Annotated in this window: 24 protein-coding genes and 1 pseudogene; 18 read left to right on the top strand and 7 right to left on the bottom strand. The window is 71.7% G+C overall.

Annotated features, from left to right (window positions below; all coding sequences use genetic code 11):
* Positions 1–145: 145 nt before the first annotated feature.
* Positions 146–1984, bottom strand: coding sequence for a 3-hydroxybutyryl-CoA dehydrogenase (locus MTF69_RS39710; RefSeq protein WP_279346826.1), 1839 nt, complete (start codon positions 1982–1984; stop codon positions 146–148).
* 405 nt (positions 1985–2389) lie between these two features.
* On the opposite strand from MTF69_RS39710, the gene MTF69_RS39715 reads away from it, so the two are divergent.
* On the top strand, positions 2390–2947 hold the full coding sequence (locus MTF69_RS39715; protein WP_243341656.1) for a HEAT repeat domain-containing protein: 558 nt from the start codon (positions 2390–2392) through the stop codon (positions 2945–2947).
* 57 nt (positions 2948–3004) lie between these two features.
* On the opposite strand, the gene MTF69_RS39720 is transcribed toward MTF69_RS39715, so the two are convergent.
* The 3 genes from MTF69_RS39720 to MTF69_RS39730 all read right to left on the bottom strand — a co-directional run bounded on the left by MTF69_RS39720 (position 3005) and on the right by MTF69_RS39730 (position 6149).
* The gene (locus tag MTF69_RS39720; RefSeq protein WP_243341657.1) at positions 3005–3520 is read right to left on the bottom strand and encodes a RidA family protein; all 516 of its coding nucleotides are present in this window, start codon (positions 3518–3520) and stop codon (positions 3005–3007) included.
* Positions 3521–3578: 58 nt separating this feature from the next.
* Entirely contained in the window at positions 3579–5171 is a 1593-nt protein-coding gene (locus MTF69_RS39725) for an alpha/beta hydrolase (RefSeq protein ID WP_374325481.1), read from the bottom strand.
* Positions 5172–5306: 135 nt separating this feature from the next.
* Entirely contained in the window at positions 5307–6149 is an 843-nt protein-coding gene (locus MTF69_RS39730) for a hypothetical protein (protein WP_243341693.1), read from the bottom strand.
* Here MTF69_RS39730 and MTF69_RS39735 point away from each other — a divergent pair.
* The 8 genes and pseudogenes from MTF69_RS39735 (at position 6036) to MTF69_RS39765 (ending at position 13287) form a co-directional block, all read left to right on the top strand.
* The gene (locus MTF69_RS39735; RefSeq protein ID WP_243341694.1) at positions 6036–7520 is read left to right on the top strand and encodes a Mu transposase C-terminal domain-containing protein; all 1485 of its coding nucleotides are present in this window, start codon (positions 6036–6038) and stop codon (positions 7518–7520) included. The genes MTF69_RS39730 and MTF69_RS39735 overlap by 114 nt on opposite strands.
* A complete protein-coding gene (locus MTF69_RS39740; RefSeq protein WP_243341660.1) occupies positions 7517–8563 on the top strand; it encodes a TniB family NTP-binding protein in 1047 nt (348 codons plus the stop codon). The genes MTF69_RS39735 and MTF69_RS39740 overlap by 4 nt, the downstream gene beginning before the upstream one ends.
* Complete coding sequence (locus tag MTF69_RS39745) at positions 8560–9255, top strand: hypothetical protein (RefSeq protein WP_243341662.1); 696 nt, start codon at positions 8560–8562, stop codon at positions 9253–9255. The genes MTF69_RS39740 and MTF69_RS39745 overlap by 4 nt, the downstream gene beginning before the upstream one ends.
* A 532-nt stretch (positions 9256–9787) precedes the next feature.
* Positions 9788–9937, top strand: a pseudogene (locus tag MTF69_RS43965) (cell wall-binding repeat-containing protein); the annotation flags it as partial.
* A 96-nt stretch (positions 9938–10033) separates the two neighbouring features.
* Positions 10034–11128 carry a cell wall-binding repeat-containing protein gene (locus tag MTF69_RS39750; protein WP_243341663.1) on the top strand — a complete coding sequence of 365 codons (1095 nt, stop codon included), beginning with the start codon at positions 10034–10036 and terminating at the stop codon, positions 11126–11128.
* 29 nt (positions 11129–11157) lie between these two features.
* A complete protein-coding gene (locus MTF69_RS39755; RefSeq protein ID WP_243341664.1) occupies positions 11158–11580 on the top strand; it encodes a hypothetical protein in 423 nt (140 codons plus the stop codon).
* A gap of 388 nt (positions 11581–11968) precedes the next feature.
* Positions 11969–12769 (top strand): hypothetical protein, encoded by an 801-nt coding sequence (locus MTF69_RS39760; RefSeq protein ID WP_243341665.1) that lies wholly within the window; start codon positions 11969–11971, stop codon positions 12767–12769.
* Positions 12770–12843: 74 nt separating this feature from the next.
* Positions 12844–13287, top strand: coding sequence for an SRPBCC family protein (locus MTF69_RS39765; RefSeq protein ID WP_243341666.1), 444 nt, complete (start codon positions 12844–12846; stop codon positions 13285–13287).
* Here MTF69_RS39765 and MTF69_RS43970 read toward each other — a convergent pair.
* The gene (locus MTF69_RS43970) at positions 13277–13678 is read right to left on the bottom strand and encodes a hypothetical protein (RefSeq protein WP_374325459.1); all 402 of its coding nucleotides are present in this window, start codon (positions 13676–13678) and stop codon (positions 13277–13279) included. The genes MTF69_RS39765 and MTF69_RS43970 overlap by 11 nt on opposite strands.
* On the opposite strand from MTF69_RS43970, the gene MTF69_RS43975 reads away from it, so the two are divergent.
* The 6 genes from MTF69_RS43975 to MTF69_RS39790 all read left to right on the top strand — a co-directional run bounded on the left by MTF69_RS43975 (position 13677) and on the right by MTF69_RS39790 (position 18816).
* Positions 13677–13904 carry a DUF6236 family protein gene (locus MTF69_RS43975; RefSeq protein WP_374325462.1) on the top strand — a complete coding sequence of 76 codons (228 nt, stop codon included), beginning with the start codon at positions 13677–13679 and terminating at the stop codon, positions 13902–13904. The two genes, MTF69_RS43970 and MTF69_RS43975, sit on opposite strands and share 2 nt — an antisense overlap.
* Complete coding sequence (locus tag MTF69_RS43980; RefSeq protein ID WP_374325465.1) at positions 13892–14173, top strand: hypothetical protein; 282 nt, start codon at positions 13892–13894, stop codon at positions 14171–14173. Before MTF69_RS43975 ends, MTF69_RS43980 begins: the two co-directional genes overlap by 13 nt.
* Before the next feature lie 92 nt (positions 14174–14265).
* Positions 14266–15099: a M55 family metallopeptidase gene (locus tag MTF69_RS39775; protein ID WP_243341669.1), complete on the top strand. Its 834-nt coding sequence runs from the start codon at positions 14266–14268 to the stop codon at positions 15097–15099.
* Positions 15092–16453 (top strand): M20/M25/M40 family metallo-hydrolase, encoded by a 1362-nt coding sequence (locus tag MTF69_RS39780; protein WP_243341671.1) that lies wholly within the window; start codon positions 15092–15094, stop codon positions 16451–16453. Before MTF69_RS39775 ends, MTF69_RS39780 begins: the two co-directional genes overlap by 8 nt.
* Entirely contained in the window at positions 16453–18549 is a 2097-nt protein-coding gene (locus MTF69_RS39785) for a prolyl oligopeptidase family serine peptidase (protein WP_243341672.1), read from the top strand. Before MTF69_RS39780 ends, MTF69_RS39785 begins: the two co-directional genes overlap by 1 nt.
* 33 nt (positions 18550–18582) lie before the next feature.
* Positions 18583–18816, top strand: a complete 234-nt coding sequence (locus MTF69_RS39790; RefSeq protein WP_243341673.1) for a LapA family protein — start codon at positions 18583–18585, stop codon at positions 18814–18816.
* Positions 18817–18859: 43 nt separating this feature from the next.
* Here MTF69_RS39790 and MTF69_RS39795 read toward each other — a convergent pair whose 3' ends face one another.
* Positions 18860–19582: a hypothetical protein gene (locus MTF69_RS39795; RefSeq protein WP_243341674.1), complete on the bottom strand. Its 723-nt coding sequence runs from the start codon at positions 19580–19582 to the stop codon at positions 18860–18862.
* A 227-nt stretch (positions 19583–19809) separates the two neighbouring features.
* Between MTF69_RS39795 and MTF69_RS39800 the strand changes: the two genes are divergently transcribed.
* Both MTF69_RS39800 and MTF69_RS39805 read left to right on the top strand, forming a co-directional pair.
* Positions 19810–20397, top strand: a complete 588-nt coding sequence (locus MTF69_RS39800; protein WP_243341675.1) for a GNAT family N-acetyltransferase — start codon at positions 19810–19812, stop codon at positions 20395–20397.
* A 4-nt stretch (positions 20398–20401) separates the two neighbouring features.
* A complete protein-coding gene (locus tag MTF69_RS39805; RefSeq protein ID WP_243341676.1) occupies positions 20402–21301 on the top strand; it encodes an arginase family protein in 900 nt (299 codons plus the stop codon).
* A gap of 122 nt (positions 21302–21423) precedes the next feature.
* Here MTF69_RS39805 and MTF69_RS39810 read toward each other — a convergent pair whose 3' ends face one another.
* On the bottom strand, positions 21424–21993 hold the full coding sequence (locus MTF69_RS39810) for a DinB family protein (RefSeq protein ID WP_374325471.1): 570 nt from the start codon (positions 21991–21993) through the stop codon (positions 21424–21426).
* Between the two features lie 94 nt (positions 21994–22087).
* Here MTF69_RS39810 and MTF69_RS39815 point away from each other — a divergent pair, with 94 nt between their 5' ends.
* Positions 22088–24058 (top strand): DUF5107 domain-containing protein, encoded by a 1971-nt coding sequence (locus MTF69_RS39815; RefSeq protein WP_243341677.1) that lies wholly within the window; start codon positions 22088–22090, stop codon positions 24056–24058.
* The last annotated feature ends 84 nt before the right edge of the window (positions 24059–24142 follow it).

Genomic DNA, 24142 nt, shown 5'->3' on the forward strand with positions numbered 1-24142 from the left:
GGGGTGGGACGGGAATGGATGCGGGGGAGGGCCGGCACTGGGCACACAGTGCTCTTCGGGAGGGTTCGTCCGCCGTGAGGGTCCGGCGGACCCGAGCAGCCCTCCCCACGCATCCTGCTCGTGGGGCTCCTGCGCCTGCCGCGGATTACCGGCGGGGGGCGTACTCACGGAATCCGCGGCCGGTCTTCCGGCCCAGGCAGCCCGCCGCGACCAGGTGCTCCAGCAGCGGGGACGGGGCCAGGCCCGGGTCGCGGAACTCCTTGTGCAGGACCTGCTCGATGGCCAGCGACACGTCCAGGCCGACCACGTCGAGGAGCTCGAAGGGCCCCATCGGGTAGCCGCCGCCCAGCTTCATCGCCGCGTCGATGTCGTCGATGCCGGCGTAGTGCTGCTCGACCATCTTGATCGCGTTGTTGAGGTACGGGAACAGCAGCGCGTTCACGATGAAGCCGGCCCGGTCCCCGCAGTCGACCGCGTGCTTGCGCACCTGCCCGCAGATCCCGCGGACCGTGGCGTGCACGTCGTCGGCGGTCAGGACGGTCCGGACCACCTCGACCAGCTTCATCGCCGGGGCCGGGTTGAAGAAGTGCATGCCGATCACGTCCTCGGGCCGCGAGGTCGCGCGGGCGATCGCGATCACCGGGAGCGAGGAGGTCGTGGTGGCGAGCACCGCACCGGGCTTGCAGGCCTTGTCCAGCGCCCGGAACAGCTCCTGCTTCACCGCCAGGTCCTCGGCGACGGCCTCCACGGCCAGGTCCACGTCGGCGAAGGCGTCCAGCGAGCCCGCCGCCGTGATCCGGCCCACCGTGGCGGCGGCGGCCTCGGCCGTCAGCCGGCCCCGGTCCACGGCGCGCTTGAGGGACTTGGCCGTAGCGGCCTTCGCCGCGTCCGCCTTCTCCTGGCTGCGGGCCGCCAGCACCACGGGGAAGCCGGCCTGCGCGAAGACCTGCGCGATCCCGCTCGCCATCGTGCCCGAGCCGGCCACGCCGACCGAGTTCACCGGACGGCTCGCCCGGACCAGCTCCCCGTCCGGCGGGGTCTGCAGGTCACGGACGACGACCTGGCTGCCCGGGGCCTCGTACGTGTAGAAGCCGCGCCCGGACTTCTGTCCGGTCAGGCCCGCCTCGGCGAGGTGGCCGAGGATCGGGGCCGGGGCGTGCAGCCGGTCGCCCGAAGCCGTGTACATGGCCTCCAGGACCGTGCGGGCGGTGTCCACGCCGATCAGGTCGAGCAGCGCGAGCGGGCCCATCGGCAGGCCGCAGCCCAGCCGCATCGCCGCGTCGATGTCCTCGCGGGAGGCGTACTTCGCCTCGTACATGGCGGCGGCCTGGTTGAGGTAGCCGAACAGCAGGCCGTCGGCGACGAAGCCCGGCCGGTCACCGACCGCGACGGGCTCCTTGCCGAGCTCGCGGGCCAGCGTGGTGACCGCCTCGACGGCCGGCGGGGCCGTCAGCACGCTGGAGACGACCTCGACCAGCTTCATCGCCGGGACCGGGTTGAAGAAGTGCAGGCCGACCACGCGCTCCGGGCGCTGGGACTCGGCGGCCATCCGCGTCACGGACAGGGCGTTGGTGCCGGTGGCCAGGATCGCGGTGGGCCGGACGATCGCGTCGAGCTCGCGGAAGATCCGCTGCTTGAGCTCGTAGGACTCCGGGACCACCTCGATGACGAGGTCGGCGTCGGCTGCGGCGCCCAGCTCGGAGAAGGTGCGGAAGCGGGCGAGCGCCGCCTCGCGCTCCTGCTCGGTGAGCTGCTCCCGCGCCACCGAGCGGGCGGTGGACGCCGCGAGGGCCGCGGTGGCCCGGCGGGCGGCGGCCTCGCTGACGTCGATGCCGATGACCTCGCGGCCGGCCCGGGCGAGGACCTCGGCGATGCCGGAGCCCATCGTGCCGAGACCGACGACGGCGATCGTCTGCAGGGCGGGACGGACGGGCTGGGAGGAGGGGGAGGGGGAGGGCTGACCGGACGTGGACGGAAGGTCCATCGCGGGACTCCAGTGGAAGAGGATGACGACTGAGGGGGCGCGCGGCGCGGGGCGCTCGGCGCGGGGCGCTCGGCGCGCGGGGATGCCGTACGTACGGCGGAACCGGGGGCGGGCCGCCGGGATCCCCGAGGGAAGGGGTCGTGGCGGAGCAGCCCGTCGGGCGAGAACGGCGGAACCCTGTCCCGGGGGCGCCGTGTGTCGTGAAGTCGTGCAGAACCGACTGGTGCGGGGAGGCTGCGTCACCAGGCCGTCCCCGTACGTGTTGTAGGGACAGTAGCCGGTGGCCAACTGGTCCGCCAGAGCGCGCAGATGTGACCTGTACCGCCCAAATGTACCGATCATCGATCATCGATCAACCGGCTGTTCGAAGGCCCGCCCGCGGGGCTGACCCCCTAGGGTGGCCGGGTGAACGACGTGTTGGAGCGCCTGCGGGCGGAAGCCGCGCAGGCCCCGGAGTACGAGGCGCTGCTCGCGGCGGACGCGGACGGCCTGGCGGCCTCCCTGACCTCTGCCGGGCTGCCCCTGTGGGCCCGCGAACTGGCCGCGTACCGGCTGGGGCTGGCCGGGGACCGGCGCGCCTTCGAGTCCCTGGTCCTGCTGCTGAACCACCGGGACCCGCCGCGCTGCGAGGCGGCCGCGCAGGCGCTGGCCGTCCTCGGGGACCCGCGCACCGCCCGCGCGGCGGCGGCGCTGGCCACGAACGAACTGCGGACGGCCTACGCCCTGCACCCCGTCCGGCTGCTGGCGGCGCTGCGCGCCCCGGAGTCCGCCCCGGCGCTGATCCGCACCCTGTCGCGGCTGCTCGCGCCGCACGACCCGTACTGGCGGGTGGCCCTGGCCTGTGTGGAGGGGCTGGGCGCGCTGGCGGACCAGCGGGCCCGGGAGGTCCTGACCCGGGCCCAGTCGCACCCCCGGCTGGCCGTGGCGGCGACGGCGGCCCTGCGGGGGCTGGGCGCCGGCTAGGGCGTCTCTTCCGGATCTTGCCTGACCGGCAAGATCCGGAAGAGACGCCCTAGCGCCTCAGCCGGCGAAGCCGGTCTTGAACCCGGTCCCGAACCCGGCTCGGGAACCGGTCCTGAAACCGGACTCGGACTCCGCCTCGACCCCCGGCCCGGTCCCGGTCCGCTCCTGGACGACCGCGAAGGCCTCGATCTCCAGTAGCAGTCCGGGCCGGAACAGCGCCGCCACCTGGACCGCCGAGGAGGCCGGGAGGCGGTCCGGGGCGATCACCTCGTCGCGGGCCTCCCGTACCGCCGGGAGGTGGGCGACGTCCGTGACGAAGTACGTCAGCTTCACCACGTCCTCGAAGGTGGCCCCGGCCGCCGCCAGGCACCGGCGCAGGTTCTCGAACACCTGCCGGGCCTGGGCGGCGGCGTCGCCCTCGCCAACCAGCTCGCCCTTCTCGTCGAAGGCGCACTGCCCGGACACGGCGACGAAGCGGCCGGTGCCCCAGACGACATGGTTGTAGCCGGTGCCCGGAGCCACGCCCTCGGGGGCGGCGACGCGGGTGAGGTGGTTGTCCTGTGAGGTGGTCATGGGCACGATCTTGCCTGCTGCGGCTCGGGCCTGACCGGCCAGACCCGAAAGAGACGGCCTAGCCCCGGAAGCCCAGCAGGCCGTGCAGCGCCGCGCCGCCCGCCGACGGCGGGACCGCGCGGGTCGCCGGGACCGGGGTGGGGGCCGGCTGGGCGGGGCAGACGGCGTCCGCGGCCTTGCCCGTCAGAAGGTACGCGGACAGCTTCTCGTCGAGGCACTTGTTTCCGCTCAGCGCGATGCCGTGGTTGCCGCCGCCCTCCTCGACCACCAGCGCCGAGCCCGCGAGCTTGCGCCGCATGCTCACCGCGCCCTCGTACGGGGTCGCCGCGTCCTCGGTCGCCTGGAAGAGGAGCGCCTGCGGGAGCTCCGTGTTGGTCACGTCCGGGGCCTGGAGCGGCTCGGTCGGCCAGAACGCGCACGGGGCGTTGTACCAGGCGTTGTTCCAGGTCATAAAGGGCGCCTTGGCGTGCGTGCGCCACATGTCGGCCCGCCACTGGTTCCAGTCCCTGGGCCACGCCGAGTCCCGGCACTGCACGGCCGTGTAGACGCTGTAGCTGTTGCCCGCCGAGGGCTCCACCGCACCGAACTTCTCGTACGCGGTTACCAGCGGCTTCGGGTCGCCGTCCACGGAGTACGCGGCGAAGGCCGCCGCGAGGTGGGGCCAGTAGCCGTTGAAGTAGCCGCCCGGCATGAAGGTGTCCTCCAGCTCCGCCGGGCCCACCTTGGCGCCCGCCGGGGCCGTGCGCAGCGCGGTCCGCATCGCGTACCAGCGGGCCTCGACCTCGGCCGGGTCGGTGCCGAGGCGGTACGTGGAGTCGTACCGGGCCACCCAGGCCAGGAAGGCCTTGTGGCGGGAGTCGAAGGCCTGGTCCTGGGCGAGGTTGTCCTCGTACCAGACCCCGGTCGGGTCGACGACGGAGTCCAGGACCAGGCGGTGCACGCGGCCGGGGTGGAGCTTGGCGTACACCGCGCCCAGGTAGGTCCCGTAGGAGTAGCCGAAGTAGCTCAGCTTGTCCGCACGCAGGGCGGTGCGCAGCACTTCGAGGTCACGGGCCGCCGACACCGTGCCGATGTAGGGGAGGACGTCGGCGTGCTTGGTCTGGCAGGACTCGGCGAAGGACTTCACCCGCTCCAGGTTGGCCCGCTCGGTCTCCTGGTCCAGCGGTACGGAGTCGGGCCGTACGGGGGTGAAGTGGCCCGCGCCGCAGTCCAGGGCGGGCTCGCTCTTGCCGACGCCCCGGGGGTCGAAGCCGATCACGTCGTACTGGCCCGCGACCTCCTTGGGCAGCGCGGAGGCGACGAACCCGGCCAGGGTGCGTCCGCTGCCGCCGGGCCCGCCGGGGTTGACCAGCAGCGGGCCCTGGGAGCGGGCGGCCGTGTGGGGGACCCGGGTCAGGGCGAGGGAGATCTGCCGGCCGGCCGGGCTGTCGTGGTCCAGGGGGACCTTGAGGGAGGCGCACTGGAGCGTCGGGTAGCGGGAGGTCGCGCAGGTGGACCACTTCAGGGCTTCGGGGGCCGGGGCGGCCGCTGCCGCTGCCGGGGCCGCGGCCGTGACCGGGCTCGCCAGGGCGGCGGCGAGGGTGGACACGGCCAGCAGGACGGCGGCGCGCCTCAGAGCGGGACCGGGCTTGTTCTTCATCGGGTGCAGCATCGGGTGCAGCATGGGGCCTCCCAGCCGAGGGTTCTGGGCGGAATCGTCCCGGAACCAGCGCTCGGAAGGGGGGATTGGGGCCCCGATTGGCCCGATGTGATGACCCTTCAGTCGATCGTACGGTCGTACGGATGCTCAGAGCAGGCTGAGCTGGGTCGCCGCGGGCGCGGGTGCGGGCCCGCCCGGCCGCTCGGGTACGACGATCCGCCGGGCCGGGCCACGGCCGCCGGGGCCGATGCCGAACTCTGCGGCGAGCTCGTGGACTTGGCGGGTGATCATCCGTTGGTACCAGGTGGGCGCGTACGAGCCGCCCGCGTACATCCGCTCGTACCGCTCGACCAGGTGGGGGTGGTGCTCGCCCAGCCAGGCCGTGAACCACTCCCGCGCGCCGGGGCGCAGATGGAGTACCAGGGGTGTCACGGAGGTCGCGCCCGACTCGGCGACGGCCCGGACGGTGGCCCGCAGCTGTTCCGGGGAGTCGCCGAGGAAGGGGATCACCGGGGCCATCAGCACCCCGCACTCGATGCCGGCGTCGGTGAGGGTGCGGACGGCCTGCAGCCGGGCGCCGGGGGAGGGGGTGCCGGGTTCGACCGTGCGCCACAGGGCGGTGTCGGTGAAGCCGACGGAGACGGAGATCCCGACGTCGGCGACGGCCGCGGCCTCCTGGATGAGGGGGAGGTCGCGCAGGATCAGCGTGCCCTTGGTGAGGATCGAGAAGGGATTGGCCCGCTCCCGCAGCGCCTCGATGATCCCCCGGTACGCAAGAAGCCGCAGTTTGGGACGGTGGATGACCTGGTGGTCGAGGCTATGCGGCAGGCGATCAAGGAGGGTGTCGACGACTCCACCCGCACCGGGACATACACGCTGTGGCGGACCGGCGAGATCCTGCGTGAGAAGGGCGAAACGGTGGAGCTGCCGTCGAAGTCCACGCTCTACCGGCTGCTGGCGAAGCTCTCCCAGGGCACTGGTACTTCGCAGATCGCACGCACACGCCGCTCCCGGGCCCACGGAGCCAAGGCGCCCTTCGGCCAGTGGACGGTGTTCGCACCGGGCGAGGTAGTGCAGATCGACTCCACCCCGCTGGATGTGCTGGTCCGCTTCGACGACGGAGTGGTGGGCAAGGTCGAGCTCACCGGGATGGTCGACGTGGCGACCAGGACGGTGACCGCAGCAGTCCTGCGGCCCACGACGAAGGCAGTCGACGCGAGCGTGCTGCTGGCCCGCACCGTTACCCCGGAGCTGATGCGTCCAGGCTGGGTGGACGCGATGAGGATGTCGCGGTCGGTCCTGCCACACCGCCGGCTGCTGGACATCGACGAGCGCCTGGAGCACGCGGCCGCGAAACCGGTCATCGTGCCGGAGATGATCGTCTGCGACCACGGGAAAGCCTTCATCTCCCGCAACTTCAGGGCCTCATGCCGCTTCCTGGAGATCGACTTCCAGCCCACGCACAAGGCGTCTCCGTTCCAGAAGGGGCACGTGGAGAAGATGCTCGACTCCGTCGGCACCCTCTTCGCGCAGTTCGTGGCCGGCTACACCGGCCGCAGCACCGACCACCGCGGCCGCGACCTGGACAAGAAGCCGCTCTGGTCCCTGCCTGAGGTGCAGGAACTCCTTGACGAGTGGCTCGTCGCCGAGTGGCAGAACCGTGAACATGACGGCCTGCGCGACCCGCTCCATCCGGGCCAGTCCTTCACCCCGAACGAGAAGTACGCCGCGCTCATCGAGGCATGCGGCTACGTCCCGGTCGCCCTCAGCGCCCAGGACTACATCGAGCTGCTCCCCTCGACCTGGCGGGCCGTGAACGACTACGGCATCAAGATCAAACGACGCACCTACGACGGCCCTGGTCTGATCCGGCGCCAGCACTCCGGCATCCGGGAAAAGAAGGGTCTGTGGGAAGTCCACTACGACCCCTACGACATCTCCAGGGTCTGGGTACGAAACCACCACGGCCACGGCGAATGGATCGAGGCCGCCTGGAAACACTTGCGCCACGCGCCTGTGCCCTTCGGTGAACTCGCCTGGGACCACGCTGCCCGGGGCTTGCCTCAGGGAACCGAGACGGAGATCGCGGATGCCGTCGCTACTCTGCTGACCCGGGCGCACGCGGGCCCCGAACCGTCGACGCGAAAGAAGCGTTCCCCTCGGGACAAGCGGGTCGCTGCGCGCACTCACGCCGCGAGCCCCAGCACCCCAGCCGTGAGTCGTTCTGAACCCGCTCCGACCGCAAAAGCAGTGAAACCCGCAGTGGAACAGGCAGCGGCAGAGAACGAAGACGGGCCACTGGCCGAGGTGATTCCACTGGGGCTGTTCGACCCGCTCGAAGATCCATGGAGACGTACATGAGCACGCCCGGCGTCATATCCGGCGGATTCCTCGACGACGCAGAGGAAGAAGCCGGCCAGCATCTCACTACGCTGGACGGCTGGCGGCAGTTCCTCGCGGAGAAACCGGCCGCACCCCGGATGATCTCGGCAAGGGAGTACGCCATGCTCGCCCCGGCCGAGCAGGAGCTGAACGATGAGGCCCGCCTCGACCATCACGCCCAACTGCTGGTCGTGGCCACCTCCACGGTCCGGCACACCGTCACCTGCGGACGGCGCCTGGTGCTGCTGAACCGGCATGCGATCAGCGCCCGCCGAGGGCTGATCGTCTCCGGCCCCGCGGGCACCGGCAAGACCATCGCGATCACCCAGCTCGGCCGCTCACACGAACTGCTGGACCGCGCTCGCCACCCTCAACGCACCGAGCGGATCCCGGTCCTCTACATCACGGTGCCGCCGGCAGCGACCGCCCGCATGGTCGCCGCCGAGTTCGCTCGCTTCCTGCGTATCCCGGTCCGCAGGACCTGGAACATGACCGATATCACCGAAGCCGTCGTCGGAGTCTGCACCGACGCCCGCACCGGCCTGATCCTGGTCGACGAGCTCCACAACATCTCACTGACCAGCCGGCACGGCGCCGAAGTCGCCGACACCCTCAAGTACTTCTCCGAGCGCATCTCCGCCACCTTCGTCTACGCGGGCATCAGCATCGAGAACTCCACGCTGCTGTCCGGCACCCGCGGCGCCCAGATCGCCGGACGCTTCACCCTCATTCCCACCCACCCCTTCCCCTACGGCTCCGAGTGGAAAGGCCTGGTCGCAGCCCTGGAACAGACCCTGCTGCTGCGTCAGCACACCCTGGGAACCCTCACCAAACTGGACCGCTACCTACACGACCGGACCGGCGGAATGATCGGCTCCCTGTCCCACCAGATCCGCGGCGCGGCCATCGACGCCATCCTGACCGGAACAGAGAAGATCACCCGGGAAAGCCTCGCGGCCATCCCACTCGACTACACCTCCGAGAACCCGGGTGCGTCCCAGCAGACAGGGCTCACGAAGTGAGCCCTTACCCCTCCGAGCTGCTGGCGCCGCTGCCCATCAAAGTCCGCCCCCATCCGGCAGAGATCACTGAGGCCTTCATCAGGCGTCTCGCCCGCGCCAACCACATCAGACCCAGCCTCCTGCACAGAATCTGTACCGGGGCCGGACTCTCATCCGGCAGGTTCCACCTCGACCGACTGGCCATCCTGGCAGGCACGTCCGCGGAGATCCTCGAACGGACCCTCGTCAACGACGCCGCACTGCTACTGCAGGTCAAGCCTTCCCTGCACGGCGACGACGATGAGAACGCCAAGAGGCAACGGGACTTCCGGATCCAGCGTGACGCCCAAGGACGAGGGCTCACCATCCGCATCCTGGCCCAACGCCATCAGGTCTCCCGCCGCGTCGTCCGCCGAGCCCTCAATGCCGCGCGCCCTCACCCCAGGGAGTTGATCGCACGGCAAGCCCGTCTGACGAAGCCCGTCAAGGATCTGATCACAGCCCTGCTCGAGCAGGGGTTGCAGAAGACTGAGATCTGGGGTCACCTCATCGACGAGCACGACGTCATGATCCACTGGCCCGCGCTCGCCTACTACGTCCGCAAGTGGGAGCTGGACCGGGACCGCGAGCCCCTCCCGCCCATCCAGAGCGTTCCCTACAGCTCGTACCTCTGTTCGCCATGGCCGCTTCCAGACCGACCTGCAGGCGGCTGAACCACGCTCAAGAGCTTCCGCTTGATCGGTTGTGCTGGCCACATGCGCCCGCAGCCTGTGGGAACTGACCCCAGAATCAACGTTGCGCTAGATCTGAAATAGTGCAATACCGGACGCAAGGATTGAAGCGCCCGACACCACTCAATTCACCCCTCCAGGAATGTCCTTACCGTGGGGTATCCTTGCGGCAAAGGAAGGGGTATTCCCCTACCTTTCTGTATTTTTTGGGGGGTATCTTGAATATCAGAAACAAAAAGTTCGCCATAAGTGGAATTCTTGGCGGGTTGCTACTCGGGCAACTCGTTAGCGCCTCTGTGGTGACCGCCGCCCCCGCACCGTATCCGACTCCCGGAAAGCAAATGCAGTTCGCTGCAACCTCGGGTTCTGAGGCTGCTTTGCAGCGACTTCAGGGGCCGGATGCGGTTGGGACGTCCATCGAAATTTCGCGCGCTCATTGGAAGAGCGTCTCCAGCACATCCGGATTTAGTGCACAGTCGGTAGTTGTGGCCCGGTAGACGCATATTATGACGGCATTGCTTCCATCCCTCTGGCGAAAGCCAAGAAGGCTCCTCTTCTGCTGACTGGCACAAGCGAACTTGACTCGCGCGTAGCTGCCGAGATCAAAAGGATTCTGCCTGCCGGAAAGACAATTTACATTGTCGGCGGAACGGTCGCCGTAAGCGCCGCCACCGAGCAGAGCCTAAAAGATCTCGGGTACCAAGTTAATCGGTTCTCCGGGTCGGATGCCTCGGCGACCGCCCTGAGTATCGCCAAGAACGTGCCCTTGCCGAAGCATGTCACCATCGCCACCCACACTGGTTGGTACGACGCTGTCACTGCCTCGACGGCCGCCGCCGTTACCGGCGGTGCCTTCGTCTACAGCACGGACAAGACCATCAGCCCTGCGGTGAAGACTTGGCTCGATGGTCTTCCGGCCGGCGTGACCAAGACAACGGTCGGTGGTCCTGCCCGTGGATCCTATGCCAGTAGCCATGGGTCCCTGGTAGGCCAGGATGCTTATGAAACCGCCGCCCTCGTTGCGGAAAAGTTTACCCCGCAGCCGGTGCGGGTCGGAGTTGCCACGTCCAAGGCGTTCTATGACGCAATGAGCGGGGGCGCCTTTGCTGCCACGGTCGGAATGCCTCTGTTGCTGAACCCGCCAGAGACGATCAACTTTGCGACCAACTGGTCGGCTGAGGATCACAGTGCCACGACCAAGTCGGTCACTCTATTCGGCGGCAAGGTCGCGCTTTCCGAGACGGTTGGCGAGCAGGCGCAGGAGGCTGCCACCGAAAAGTTCATCCCCGGTGAGATTGTGCCTGCAGGGGAAAAGCAGTCAGTGACCGATGAAGAACTGGCCAAGATTGCCATTCAGCCTGACTGGGCAGAGAGCGGATCCCCGACGACCCTCGCCTACAGCGGATATATGAACGAAGCCGAAAGCGACTTCTGTGCGTGGCCCAGCCGTTGGGACATCTGCGAGAACGCCTGGAGCGCATCTCAGAACGCACGAGAAGTTTCGGATCGCGAGAAGCAGCCGGACGGAATTTGGCCCGGCAGTAGTTCGAATGGTGGAACGGTCGATGCATTTCGCCACTGCTCGTGGAACGCGTACATGGCATGGCAGATGGGATCGAAGACGGCAAAGGGGTTTGCCGATCGCCACGAAATGGGCCCCAAGCCGCCGAATATGTCCGAGGGGCTCGCTAATCGTCACCATGCCATGGACTATCACAACAACGCCCTCGGCAGGTTCTTCGGACAGCATGCTCGGGATCAAGGATTGACCGGATCTGAGGCGACCAAAAGCTTCAACACCTGGTGCAAGATCGACTTGGTCCCCGATGGCGCCCTGCAGCACCTGTGGTACTAGACTCCCCGCAACTATGAGTTAGGAGATCCATGAGCCGATCCCGTAAGGTCCTGCTGATAGTGGAGTCGGTTGTGGTCCTTCTCCAAGCAATCCTGGTTGCTGGTATCTGCTTTATCTTCGCCCCGCTGATGATCGGCGGACTCGGTCCGCATGCCTACGAAGAAGGTACCGCCGGAACCGGTGAGAGGGTCGGCTACCTTGTTGTGGCGGTAGTCGCGGGTCTCATCTTCCTCATCGCGAGTGCCTGGTATCTGCTGGGCCTGATTCGTTCGTTCCTCAAGGACGTTCTGCCTGGCCGCCGGGCTCAGGTGGCGTGCGTTCTCGAGGCCTTTCTGTTCGTGGGCGCCATCGTGGTGGATATGGCGCCGCTGATCATCATCACCGCCCCATTGCTGCTCCTCATGGTCTCGGCCCGCATAGCCGACCGAAGCCGCAAGGCAGTAGCGGCCTGACACTCGTGGGGCCCGGACGGCACCTCCGGGACCCACGCGCGCATGCGACCTCGCGGAGGCCCGAGCGTCAGCACAGACCACAGTTCAATCCGTACGACCAGCCACCGACCCGAAGCCCTCCGGCGCTAGAGACGGGCAAACCCCAGGATGGCCTGATCGCCGTTACTGGTGTGCGGAAGGTGTGGCCGGACTTCCTGACTCCGGCTGCTTTCATCAACGGGGCCAGGTGCTGCTTGACCATCAGGTTCAGCGGTGTCATCGATGCCTTCCGCGGCCGATCTTGACGACCGGAGCCGGATGGTGTTCACACACGTGCAGTCCGGTGCTCAACCTTCGGTGAAACTGCTCAACCTTCGCTGCGACGGATCACGCATGAGAGGTTCGCCGGATGGCGCGAATGGTGATCGTGGTCTGCCTTCCGGGTGAGGACCGGAGCAGGCTCGAAGAGGCAGTGGCGGAGGCGATGGCGCCGTTCGAGCTGGACTACAGCGGGGACGAGGCGTTCGACATCTGGGACGGGTGGCGCATCCAGGGCGGCGTCCACGGCGGAGGCTTCGAGCTGCTGCCGGGCTACGCGGACGACCCGCGGCTCGTGCACGAGGACCCGGGGCCCAGCCTGCCCGGCCGGTGCGCCGGCGGCCCCCGGGAGGCGCTGGCCCTCGCCGAGATCCGGGCCGAGGGGGCCGCGCAGGCCGCGGCGGCCTGGGACCTGTGGCAGGAGCTCGTCCCGCTCCACCCGCCGTTCGTGCCGGAGCGCGAGGTCCCGCAGCCCTGGTCGAACCCCGAGGAGTTCCGGATCGAGATGCGGGCGCAGGTGGAAGCCCGGGTCGCCTTCGACGCCCAGCCGCTGGTCCTCGCCTACCGCGAGGGCATGTCGGCGCTGCAGGCCGCGCACCGCGGCCACGACCTCACCGACATCCTCCACGGAGGATCCGCCCACGCCGTCGCGCGCCTCGGGCGGCGGGAGTTCGTGGCCGAGGAAACGGCATGCCTGCCCTACTTCCCCTACGTACTCACCCTCGACGGCTGGTGGTGCGGAGAGGAAGGGCCGGTCCACGGCGCTTGCGACGGCCCGGATTCCTGCCCGCACCCCGCGCCGATCGCGGAGCCGTACCGGTACGGGGCCGCGCGCTATCTGGAGGCCCTGCCCGGAGACACCCTCCTCGTCCTCGTGCGCTGTCACCTCTGACCCGGATTTGGGCGCCCGCCCCGGAGGTGGTTGGCTTCGCGGTGACGAGCGAACACAACTGCTGGAGGAAAGCCATGGCGCAGGTCGAGGCCACCACGGAACGCATCATCGGGGCGGACGCGGAGACCGTGTTCGACGCGCTGGCCGACTACACCGGGACCCGGGGCAAGGTGCTGCCCGAGCACTTCAGCGAGTACGAGGTGCGCGAGGGCGGCGACGGCGAGGGCACCCTCGTCCACTGGAAGCTCCAGGCCACGAGCAAGCGGGTCCGCGACTGCCTGCTGGAGGTCACCGAGCCCACCGACGGCCAGCTCGTGGAGAAGGACCGCAACTCCACCATGGTCACCACCTGGACGGTCACGCCGGCGGGCGAGGGCAAGTCCAAGGCCGTCGTCACCACCGTGTGGAACGGCGCGGGCGGCATCGGCGGCTTCTTCGAGCGCACCTTCGCGCCCAAGGGCCTGGCCCGCATCTACGACACCCTCCTCGCCAACCTGGCCGCCGAAGTCAAGGGCTGAGCAAGGTCGTTGCCGGTGAGGCCGGGGACTTGGCCTCACCGGATCGAGTGAAACCAGCGACCCGGGGGAGGACTTCCTGGAGGTGCTGGCCGGGGGCGCCGCCGTCCTCGGGGAACTGCGGGCGAAGCACGCGGACTTCGAGGAGCTGGGAGGCCTGCCCGCCGGCGGGGACTCGAACGGCCTTCCCGACTTCGGCGACGGCCGGCACGGTGTGGCGAACGTGTTCCGCGACCCGGCCCCGCGCCGCGCCCAGCCGTTCGGTCTGGCCGGTGTCTACCACGGTGAGGTCGACCGCCGGCTGCGGGGGGCCCTGGTGGATGGTGGGCTCGCCCTTCGTGTGCGCCGCTCGAGGCTGCTTCGCGGGGTGACCGCCGAGGGGCTTCCTCGCCATGTCCCCCGAACTCGCCTGGGTGTACGAGTGCGCGCTGGCCGAGGAGCTCGCGCGGCGCGGCGGCTACGCGCCGACCACCGACCGTACGGCCTCGCACACCGCTTCGCAGGGTCGGACCTCGCGGAGATCGAGCTGCCGGAGGCGGCCCGTCGCTACGTCGGGCAGGAGGTCGACCGGCGGTTCCGGGTCCCGCTGGCCGAGCTGGAGGAGTCGGTGCGCTCCCTGAACGGCAACACGGTCTTCAGCGCGGCCAACGTCGCCTTCACCCTGCCGCCGCTCCTCGGCCTGGCGGTCGGGCACTTCTCCGGCAACCCGGTCATCGCCACCGGTCTCGGTGCGGCCTTCGGCATGGCCTGGATCGCCCGTGGCGCGCGGCAGCAGAAGCAGGCCGCGCTGGCCGCCTCCCCGGCGGCGTACCTGCTGTCCGTCAAGGGCGAGCCGGCCCCCTCGCAGCTGGTCGGGCGGATCGCGGCGCGGGTGCGCGGCCGGAGCTGAGGACGCCGTGCCGGGCGGCGTGGAGTCGTGCCCCACTTCCCCGGGACCGCTTAGGGTGGGGCCCTGAGCGCTACCGACCGCCCGGGGGCCCGATGAAGATCCTCATCTCCGCCGACATGGAAGGCGCCACCGGCGTCACCTGGCCCGCCGACGTGCTGCCCGGGACCCCGCAGTGGGAACGCTGCCGGACCCTGTTCACCTCCGACGTGAACGCCGCCGTCCTCGGGTTCTACGACGCGGGCGCCGACCAGGTCCTCGTCAACGAGGCCCACTGGACCATGCGCAACCTGCTGCTGGAGCGGCTCGACGCGCGCGTCGAGATGCTGACGGGCCGCCACAAATCCCTCTCCATGGTCGAGGGCGTCCAGCACGGGGACGTCGACGGCATCGCCTTCGTCGGCTACCACACGGGCGCCGGCGCCGAGGGCGTGCTCGCCCACACCTACCTCGCCAACTCCATCACCGGGGTCTGGATCAACGGGACCCGCGCCAGCGAGGGCCTGCTCAACGCGCACGTGGCCGCCGAGTACGGGGTCCCGGTCGTCCTCGTCACCGGAGACGACCTGACCTGCGCCGACGCCGCCGGCTACGCCCCGGAAGCGGTGACCGTCGCCGTCAAGGACCACGTCTCGCGCTACGCCGCCGTCTGCCGCACCCCGGCCCGTACGGCCGCCGACATCCGGGCCGCCGCCAAGGAGGCCGCGGCCCTCGCCGTACGCCACGAGCCGGTGCAGGGGGGACCGTTCACGGTGGAGGTGGAGTTCGACGCCGAGCACCTGGCGATGGCGGCCACCGTCGTGCCCGGGGTCGAGCGGGCGGGTGAGCGTAGGGTCGGCTACACCAGCGGGACGATGTACGAGGGGATCCGGACTTTCAAGGCGGTCACCACGATCGTCTCGGCAGCGGTGGAGGAGCAGTATGGCTGACACGTCCGGTCCGCAGGCCGCGGCACCCGGGAACACCCCCGTCGACCGGGTGGCGCTCGACGAGGCCGTCGAGTTCACCTCCGGCCTGATCCGCATCGACACCACCAACCGCGGCGGCGGCGACTGCCGGGAGCGCCCGGCCGCCGAGTACGTCGCCGAGCGGCTGGCGGACATCGGCCTGGAGCCCGCGCTGCTGGAGCGCACCCCGGGCCGCACCAACGTGGTGGCCCGCATCGCGGGCACCGACCCCACCGCCCCCGCCCTCCTGGTCCACGGCCACCTCGACGTGGTCCCGGCCGAGGCCGCCGACTGGAGCGTGGACCCCTTCTCCGGGGAGGTCCGGGACGGGGTCGTGTGGGGCCGCGGCGCCGTCGACATGAAGAACATGGACGCGATGGTGCTGGCCGTCGTACGGGCCTGGTCGCGGGCCGGCGTGCAGCCGCGGCGGGACGTCGTGATCGCCTACACCGCCGACGAGGAGGACAGTGCGATCGACGGCTCGGGCTTCCTCGCCGACCACCACCCGGAACTCTTCGAGGGCTGCACCGAGGGCATCAGCGAATCCGGGGCCTTCGCCGTGCACGCCGCCCCCGGGCAGACCCTCTACCCGATCGCGGCCGGCGAACGGGGCACCGCCTGGCTGAAGCTCACCGCGACCGGCACCGCCGGACACGGCTCCAAGCCCAACCGGGCCAACGCGGTCAGCCGGCTCGCCGCCGCGGTCGCCCGCATCGGCGAGTACGACTGGCCCGTCCGCCTCACCGACACCGTCACCGCCTGCATCACCGAACTCGCCGCCCTGCAGGGGATGTCGGTGAACCCGCGCGCCCGCGGATTCGACCTCGACGTGATCCTCGACAAGCTCGGCCCGGCCGCCGCCCTCGTCGAGGCGACCGTCCGCAACAGCGCCAACCCGACCATGCTCAGCGCCGGTTACAAGCTCAACGTCATCCCCGGCGCCGCCACCGCGTACGTGGACGGCCGGATGCTGCCCGGCGGCGAGGCCGAGTTCGCCGCCACCCTCGACGAGCTCACCGGGCCCGACGTGCGCTGGGAGTTCCACCACCGGGAGGTGGCGCTCGAAGCCCCCGTGGACGGGCGGACGTACGGGATCCTGCGCGAGTCCGTCGAGGCCTTCGACCCCGAGGGGCACGTGGTGCCCTTCTGCATGGCGGGCGGCACCGACGCCAAGCAGTTCTCCCGGCTCGGCATCAGCGGCTACGGCTTTTCGCCGCTCAAGCTGCCGCCCGGCTTCGACTACTGGTCCCTCTTCCACGGAGTGGACGAGCGGGTTCCCGTCGACGCCCTGCACTTCGGGGTCCGCGTCCTCGACCGCGCCCTGCGCGCCCTGTGATGACCCGGCCGACGACCCCGCGCGGCGACGGCACCGCCCCCTACGGCAGCTGGCCTTCGCCCATCGGCGCCGCGCTCGCCGCCTCCCTCGACGGGAGGCCGGAGTACGTCGGCACGATCGGCGCCGAGGTGTGGTGGACGGTGCCCCGGCCGGCCGAAGGCGGCCGCCGCGCCCTGGTCCGCCGGCCCGCGGACGGCGGGCCCGCGGGCTGCGCGCTGCCCGCGCCGTGGAACGTGCGCAGCCGGGTCACCGAGTACGGCGGCCTGCCCTGGGCGGGCGCCGAACGGCCCCTGGGCGGACCGCTGGTGGTCTTCGTCCACTACGCCGACCAGCGGCTGTACGCGTACGAGCCGGACGCGCCCGGCAGCCCGGCCCCGCGGGCGCTGACCCCCGTCTCGGCGGTCGGCGGCGGGCTGCGCTGGGCCGACCCGGTGCTGCGCGAGGGTGAAGTCTGGTGCGTGCTCGAGGAGTTCACCGGGTCCGCGCCGACGGACGTGCGCCGGGTGCTGGCCGCCGTACCGCTGGACGGGTCGGCCGCGGAAGACCGGTCGCTCGTGCGGGAGTTGACGGACGACCGGTACCGGTTCAGCACCGGGCCCCGGCTCTCCCCCGATGGGCGGCAGGCCGCGTGGCTGGTGTGGGACCATCCGCGGATGCCCTGGGACGGCACCGAGCTGCGGCTCGCCGAGGTCACCCCGGACGGCCGTCTCGCGCAGGCCCGTACCGTGCTCGGCGGACCCGAGGAGGCCGTCGCGCAGGTCGAGTGGACCACCGGCGGAAGCCTCCTCGCGGTGAGCGACCGGGGCGGCTGGTGGAACCCGTACCGGGTGGACCGGGAGACGGGCGAGGCCGTCAACCTCTGCCCCCGGGAAGAGGAGTTCGGCGGGCCGCTGTGGAAGCCCGGCCTGCGCTGGATCGCGGCGCTCCCCGACGGACTGGTGGCCGTCCTGCACGGGCGGGGCTCCTCGGTGCTCGGCGTGCTCGACCCGGAGAGCGGGGACCTGGTCGACGCGGCCGGTCCGTGGACGGCCTGGCAGCCCACCCTGGCCGTCAGCGGCAGCCGGGTCTACGGGGTCGCGGCCAGCCCGCGCAGTGCGTACGAGGTGGTGGAGCTGGACACGGCCACCGGGCACGCCCGGGTGGTGGGCGGCCGCGGTGCGCAGGGGGCGGACGCAGCCGAGCGGGTGGGCGGAGCCGAGCGGATGGGCGGAGCCGAGCGGCCGGGCGGAGGCGACCGGGCCGATGCCGCGGGCCGGGCGGACCCCGCGTACTACCCGGAGCCGCAGAGCAGGACCTTCTTCGGCCGGGGAGGCCGGGAGATCCACGCCCACGTCTACCCGCCGCACCACCCCGTGCTGCGCGCCAGGGCCGACGAGCTGCCCCCGTACGTGGTGTGGGCGCACGGCGGCCCCACCGACCACGTGCCGCCCGTACTCGACCTGCACATCGCCTACTTCACCTCGCGCGGCATCGGCATCGTCGAGGTCAACTACGGCGGCTCCACGGGCTACGGGCGCGCCTACCGGGAACGGCTGCGCGAACAGTGGGGCGTCGTCGACGTGGAGGACTGCGCCGCCGTGGCGCGGGCGCTGGCCGCCGAGGGCACCGCCGACCCGGACCGGCTCGCGATCCGGGGCGGCAGCGCGGGCGGCTGGACGGCGGCGGCCTCGCTGGCCGCCACCGGGCTGTACGCGTGCGCCGCGATCATCTACCCGGTCCTGGACCTGGCCGGCTTCGCCGCGGAGACCCACGACCTGGAGTCCCGCTACGTCGAGGGCCTCGCCGGACCTCCGCAGACCCTGGCCCTGATCGGCCGCGAGCGCTCCCCGGTGGCCCGCGCCGACCGGATCACCGCGCCGTTCGTCCTGCTCCAGGGCCTGGACGACCCGGTCTGCCCGCCCGCTCAGGCGGAGCGGCTGCTGGCCGCGATGCGCGGGCGGTCGGTGCCGCACGCGTACGTCGCCTTCGAGGGGGAGGGGCACGGCTTCCGGCGCGCGGACACGATGGTCCGGGCGCTGGAGGCGGAGCTGTCGCTGTACGCCCAGGTGTTCGGGTTCGAGCGGGCGGACATCCCCCGTTTGGCCCTGTCCGACTGAGCTCCCGGGCCGCCGCGAGCGGACGATGGGGCCATGAGCTCCCACACGTCCAAGAACCGCGGAAAGGGTCGCGGGTCGATCACCCCGGGCCGCGCCGGCATCGCCGCGCTCGCGGTGCTCACCCTGGTGTTCATCTTCGAGAACACCCGCTCCACCAAGATCCGGCTGCTGATCCCGCAGGTGACGATGCCGCTGTACGTCGCCCTCCTGATCGCGGCCGTACTGGGCGGACTGTGCGGGGCGTACTTCGCCCGGCGGCGCAAGTAGCGGGCCCGTAGCGGGCCCGTGCCCGGGGGACCGGGCCGGGCGGTCAGCCCGAGTGGACCCAGACGCGGAGCGGGCCGATGGCGGTGAAGCCGTGGCGCAGCGCCGTGTCGAGGTCGTCCCCCGACTCGTAGCCGACGAGCCCCAGGCCGGGCCAGAGCGAGGCGGCCAGGGTCAGCGCGCCCGCCCAGGCCTCGTCGTCCGGGGTTCCGTCCGCGCTGAACACGTTGGAGATGCCGACCACCTCGCCGGTGCGGTTCGCGGCGGCCCCGGCGAGGATCCGGCCCTCGGCGTCCCGCCCCGCGAGGAAGGCGATCTCCGCGGCTCCTTCTGCCTCCCCGTCGAGCAGCCCCGCGTGGAACAGCCCGGTGCTCTCCTCGCCGTCCCAGGCCGTCTCCCACGCCTCAAGCTCCGCGGGGCCACAGATCCGGCTCCACGCCAGGGCCGGGGCGGCCGCGGGAGCGGACGCCGGGCGGTGGATCCACTCGGCGCCGAAGAGGACCTCGAAGCCGGCCGGAGCCAGGTCGAGCACGGCGAAGCTGTCCTTGACCGAGGCGCGCGGCGCGGCGGTGTCGATCCCGGCGAGCAGGGCGGCCGTGTCGGTGTCCCGGGTCAGGGTCACGGCGTCCGGGTAATAGAGCGGGGTCGGGCGCGGGCTGCTCCAGGCCTGGGCGGTGAAGGCGCCGTCGCGGCATACGGCGGCGCACCACGCGGCGTTGTTGTACGCGGCCGCGAGGAGGAGTTCTTCAGTGTTCGGGGTGATGATCACATCGGGAGCCTGCCATAGACGCAGGTCGGGGGCGATGCGATAAAACGCAGGGTCGGCTGTCCGGGCGGCGCTCGCTGAGCCGGGCGACCCTCTCGGGGCCGTGGTGGTCGAAGAACAGCGTGGCGCCGGTGTCGAGGGCGAGGTGTCGAAGGCGCGCCGCGCGTTGTCCTCGGCGGGGGCGTCGTGCCCGCTCCGACCGACGCGCGGTCACCTTCTAAGATGGGCCGATGTCGTCCTTCCCGTACCTCGCGGAGGCCGGCCGGACCGGGTTGCGGCCCTACCGGCCCACCGACGCGGCCGAGTTCACCGCCCGGGCGCGCGAGAGCCGGGAGCTCCACCATCCGTGGCTGTCGCCGCCCGTGACCGAGGAGGCCTACGAGGCGTACGCCGCCCCGCTGATCGCGGGTGCGAGCGGGGCCGCCGCGGCGGGCAGGGCCGGATTCCTCGTGTGCGAGCGGGAGTCGGGCGCGATCGCCGGCTTCGTGAACGTCAACAACATCGTCCTCAGTGCCTTCCGCTGCGGCGCGCTCGGGTACGGGGCCTTCGCGCACGCGGCGGGCCGGGGGCTCATGCGGGAGGCCCTCGGCCTTGCGATCGGCCACGCCTTCGCGGCGGACGGGCTCGCACTGCACCGGCTGGAGGCCAATATCCAGCCGGGAAACACCGCCTCGATCGCCCTCGTCCGAGGCCTCGGCTTCCGGCTGGAGGGGCTGTCGCCGGACTTCCTCCACGTCGACGGCGCCTGGCGCGACCACGAACGCTGGGCGCTCACGTCCGAAATGCCTCCTCCCGGGGCCCCGCATCGCACAGGATGACTCCATGCGAACCCTCGTGCTCCTCGACGCACCGTCCAACCTCGGGCTCCGCCCCCCGGCCCCGGGCGCCGTTCCCGGTGTGTACAAACTGGCCGGGGCCCTGCGCGAACAGGGCCTGCTGGCCCGCCTCGGCGCGCGCGAGGGCGGTGTCGTCGTCCCGCCGCGCTACGACCGGGGCGACTGGAAGGAGGGCGACGGGGTGTTCCACGCCGGGCCCCTCGCCGCGTACACCGTCGCCCTCGCCGACCGGATCGAGGACCACCTGCGCTCCGGGGAGTTCCCCGTCGTCCTCGGCGGCGACTGCTCCATCCAGCTCGGCGCCTCCCTCGCCATGCGGCGCATCGGGCGGTACGGCATCGCCGCGATCGACGGCTCCGCCGACTTCCGCCACTCCGGCAACGAGGCCGTCAACGGGCCCGTCGGAGCGGCCGGCGGCGAGGAGCTGGCGCTCGCCACGGGGCGCGGACAGGCGGACCTCGCGGACCTGGAGGGCCTCGGGCCCTACGTGCGCGACGAGGACGTACGGCTCTTCGGACTGCGCGACGGCGACCCGGACCTCCCGGAGCTGCGCGCCGCCGGGATCTTCGCCGCCACGGTCGGGGCGATCCGCGACCGCGGCGCCGGTCCGGTGGCCCGTACCGCGCTGACGGGGCTGCAGCCCCCGGCCACCGCCGGGTTCTGGGTCCACCTGGACGCCGACGTACTGGACCCGTCCGTGATGCCGGCCGTCGACAGCCCGGACCCCGGCGGCCTGATCCCCGACGAACTCGCCGAGCTGCTGGGCGTGTTGATCAGCTCCCCGCGCTGCGTCGGACTCAACGTCACCATCTACGATCCGGACCTGGACCCGGACGGGCGTGCCGGAGCCCTGCTCGCGGACCTGGTGGCGGGGGCGTTCGCGTAGGGCGTGCCCCTCGGACCGGGCCGGGCCGGGCCCCGGGCCCGGCATGCGCCCGCGGGCAGCCGCCCGGCCCGTCATGCGCCCGCCACCGGCAGCCGCCCGGCCCGGCGGTCGGTCTGCTCCGCTCAGACCCCGATCGCTCCGTCGATGCGCTCGCGCAGCAGGTCCGCGTGGCCGTTGTGCCGTGCGTACTCCTCGATCATGTGGATCAGCACCCAGCGCAGCGAGACCTCGCCCCGCCAGCCGTCCTTCCCGGAGACCTCCAGGTCGGGCGCCCGCTCCGTGAACCCCTCCGCGAACTCCACCTCGGCGCGCCACGCCTCCCACGCCCGCTCGGCCGCCCCGGGCGTGGACGCCGCGCCGTCGAAGTCCCCGTCGGGGTCGGCCGGGGAGGAGAACAGGGCCGGAGCCTCCAGCCCGGCCAGCACCTGCCGGAACCATCGGCGCTCCACGTCCGCGAGGTGGCGCACCAGCCCCAGCAGCGAGAGCGTGGACGGCTCCACCGACCGGGCCGCCAACTCCGCGTCCAGACCGGCACACTTGAGCCGCAGCGTCGCGCGCTGGGCCCCCAGCATGCCGACGAGCATCCGCCGCTCGTCGCCGGTCGCCGGCCCGGTGAACCGGCTCCCGGACTCGTCCCCCGTGAAGAACTGGCCTCTTCGCTCACACCGCTCATGCCCTCCATGATCGGCCACCGGCCCCTACGGCAAAAGGTTTTGCGTAATCCTGACCGGTGGTGATCCGCCGAATCCCTGTGCACCGGCGGCCGTGGCGTGTTCCCTTTCCCTCATGGCCACCACCGTCCGCCGCTCCGTACTGACTCTTCCCGCAGCCCCGTTGGGCACCGAGAACCCACTGCCCGCCCTCCGCGAGTCCGACGGGGTGCACACGCTGGACGACCGGTCGCGCGAGGGACTGCCGCGCGACATGGCACGCCAGATCGGGTACGAGCCGCTGCGCTCGCTGCTGCCCGTCCGGATCCGGGACGGCTACCAACGGCAGCGCACGGAGCGGGACTTCGAGGCGATCGTCATCGAGAACGCGCACCTGCGCGCCACCGTCCTGCCCGGCCTCGGTGGCCGGATCCATTCGCTCGTCCACCTCCCCACCGGACGCGAACTGCTCTACCGCAACCCGGTGTTCCAGCCCGCGAACTTCGCGCTGAACGGCGCCTGGTTCTCCGGCGGCATCGAGTGGAACCTGGGGGCCACCGGTCACACCACCCTCTCCTGCGCCCCGTTGCACGCCGCACTCGTCCCGGCGCCCGACGGGGGCGTCATGGTGCGGCTCTGGGAGTGGGAGCGGCTGCGCGACCTGCCCTTCCAAGTGGACCTGTGGCTGCCGGAGGACTCGGAGTTCCTCTACGTCGGCGTCCGCGTCCGCAATCCGCACGAGCGGCCCGCGCCCGTCTACTGGTGGTCCAACATCGCCGTGCCCGAGGAGACCGGAACCCGCGTCCTGGCCCCGGCCGACGAGGCCTGGCACTTCGGGTACGAGCGCTCCCTGCGGCGCATCCCCGTACCCGGATGGGAGGGCGCGGACCGCACCTACCCGCTGCGCAGCACGTACCCCGCCGACTTCTTCTACGAGGTGGAGGCCGGCACCCGGCCCTGGATCGCCTCCCTCGACGCCGACGGGCGGGGACTCGTCCAGACCTCCACGGCCCGGCTGCGCGGCCGCAAGCTCTTCGTCTGGGGCGCGGGCGAGGGCGGCCGGCGCTGGCAGGAGTGGCTGACCGAGCCCGGCACGGCCGGCTACGCGGAGATCCAGGCCGGGCTCGCCCGGACCCAGCTGGAACACGTACGGCTGGAGGCGGGCGGGGAGTTCAGCTGGCTGGAGGCCTACGGAGCCCTGTCCGCGGACCCGGAGGCCGTGCACGGGGACGACTGGGCGGCGGCCCGCGCCGCGGCCGGGACGGCGCTGGAGTCCGCGCTGCCCGGACCCGCCGTGGACGCGGCGTACGAGGCGTGGCGCGGGTGCGCCGACACCGAACCGGGGGAGCGGCTGGCGGCCGGCTCCGGCTGGGGCGCGCTGGAAGTGCTGTGCGGGGGCCACAAACTGCCCGGCACCCCCTTCGCGGAGGACACCCTCGAAGAGGACCAGGCCCCCTGGCTGGAGCTGTGGCGCACCGGTGTCTTCCCCGCCCCGCGCCGGGTGGCCCCGCCCGGCCCGAGCCTCGTCGCCCCGCACTGGCGGGACATGCTGGAGACGGCGCCGGCGGACCCGCTGACCGAGTACCACCTCGGGGTCGCCCAGTGGCACGCCGGGGACATCGCCCAGGCGGTACGGAGCTGGGAGCGCGGGCTGGCGCTGGCCCCCTCGCGGTGGCCGCTGCTGAGGTGCCTGGCCGTCGCCGACGACCTGGCCGGCGATCCGGCCCGGGCGGCCCGCTGGTACGCCGAGGCCTTCGAGGACCTGGCCCAGGAGAGCCGGGGCGGCACGGGCTGGCTGGCCGCCGAATCGGCGCTGGGCCGGGAGGCGCTGGCGTCCCTGCTGGCGGCGGGGCTGCTGCCGGAGGCCCGCTCGGTGTGGGACCGGCTGCGCCCCGCCCTGCGCGAGGAGGGCCGCTTCCGGCTGTCGGGGGCCCGGCTGCTCGCGGCGGAGGGCCATGTGGGCGCGGCCCGGCGGGTCTTCGAGGAGGGCTTCGAACTGCCCGACCTCCGCGAGGGCGAGGAAACCCTCTCGGAGGTCTGGGCCACCCTCACCGACCGCCCGCTGCCGGCCGCGTACGACTTCCGGATGCGGCCACCGGGCGACTGAGGCCAAGGGGCCCGTCGGTACGTCTCCGGCGGGGCCTCCTCGACGCCCAACAGCCCCCGGGCCGGCCGTGTGGCCGCCCCCGGG

Origin of the sequence: Streptomyces sp. AP-93 (genome assembly GCF_022808175.1) — a bacterium.
In the GTDB taxonomy this organism is placed as follows: domain Bacteria; phylum Actinomycetota; class Actinomycetes; order Streptomycetales; family Streptomycetaceae; genus Streptomyces.

Coding starts and splice junctions, on each gene's coding strand:
- MTF69_RS39790 (WP_243341673.1), top strand. CDS start 18,583: ATGAGCTCCCACACGTCCAAGAACCGCGGAAAGGGTCGCGGGTCGATC.
- MTF69_RS39740 (WP_243341660.1), top strand. CDS start 7,517: ATGAGCACGCCCGGCGTCATATCCGGCGGATTCCTCGACGACGCAGAG.
- MTF69_RS39720 (WP_243341657.1), bottom strand. CDS start 3,520: ATGACCACCTCACAGGACAACCACCTCACCCGCGTCGCCGCCCCCGAG.
- MTF69_RS39725 (WP_374325481.1), bottom strand. CDS start 5,171: ATGCTGCACCCGATGAAGAACAAGCCCGGTCCCGCTCTGAGGCGCGCC.
- MTF69_RS39755 (WP_243341664.1), top strand. CDS start 11,158: ATGAGCCGATCCCGTAAGGTCCTGCTGATAGTGGAGTCGGTTGTGGTC.
- MTF69_RS39765 (WP_243341666.1), top strand. CDS start 12,844: ATGGCGCAGGTCGAGGCCACCACGGAACGCATCATCGGGGCGGACGCG.
- MTF69_RS39775 (WP_243341669.1), top strand. CDS start 14,266: ATGAAGATCCTCATCTCCGCCGACATGGAAGGCGCCACCGGCGTCACC.
- MTF69_RS39815 (WP_243341677.1), top strand. CDS start 22,088: ATGGCCACCACCGTCCGCCGCTCCGTACTGACTCTTCCCGCAGCCCCG.
- MTF69_RS39785 (WP_243341672.1), top strand. CDS start 16,453: ATGACCCGGCCGACGACCCCGCGCGGCGACGGCACCGCCCCCTACGGC.
- MTF69_RS43970 (WP_374325459.1), bottom strand. CDS start 13,678: ATGGCGAGGAAGCCCCTCGGCGGTCACCCCGCGAAGCAGCCTCGAGCG.
- MTF69_RS39760 (WP_243341665.1), top strand. CDS start 11,969: ATGGCGCGAATGGTGATCGTGGTCTGCCTTCCGGGTGAGGACCGGAGC.
- MTF69_RS39710 (WP_279346826.1), bottom strand. CDS start 1,984: ATGGACCTTCCGTCCACGTCCGGTCAGCCCTCCCCCTCCCCCTCCTCC.
- MTF69_RS39800 (WP_243341675.1), top strand. CDS start 19,810: ATGTCGTCCTTCCCGTACCTCGCGGAGGCCGGCCGGACCGGGTTGCGG.
- MTF69_RS43975 (WP_374325462.1), top strand. CDS start 13,677: ATGTCCCCCGAACTCGCCTGGGTGTACGAGTGCGCGCTGGCCGAGGAG.
- MTF69_RS39780 (WP_243341671.1), top strand. CDS start 15,092: ATGGCTGACACGTCCGGTCCGCAGGCCGCGGCACCCGGGAACACCCCC.
- MTF69_RS39805 (WP_243341676.1), top strand. CDS start 20,402: ATGCGAACCCTCGTGCTCCTCGACGCACCGTCCAACCTCGGGCTCCGC.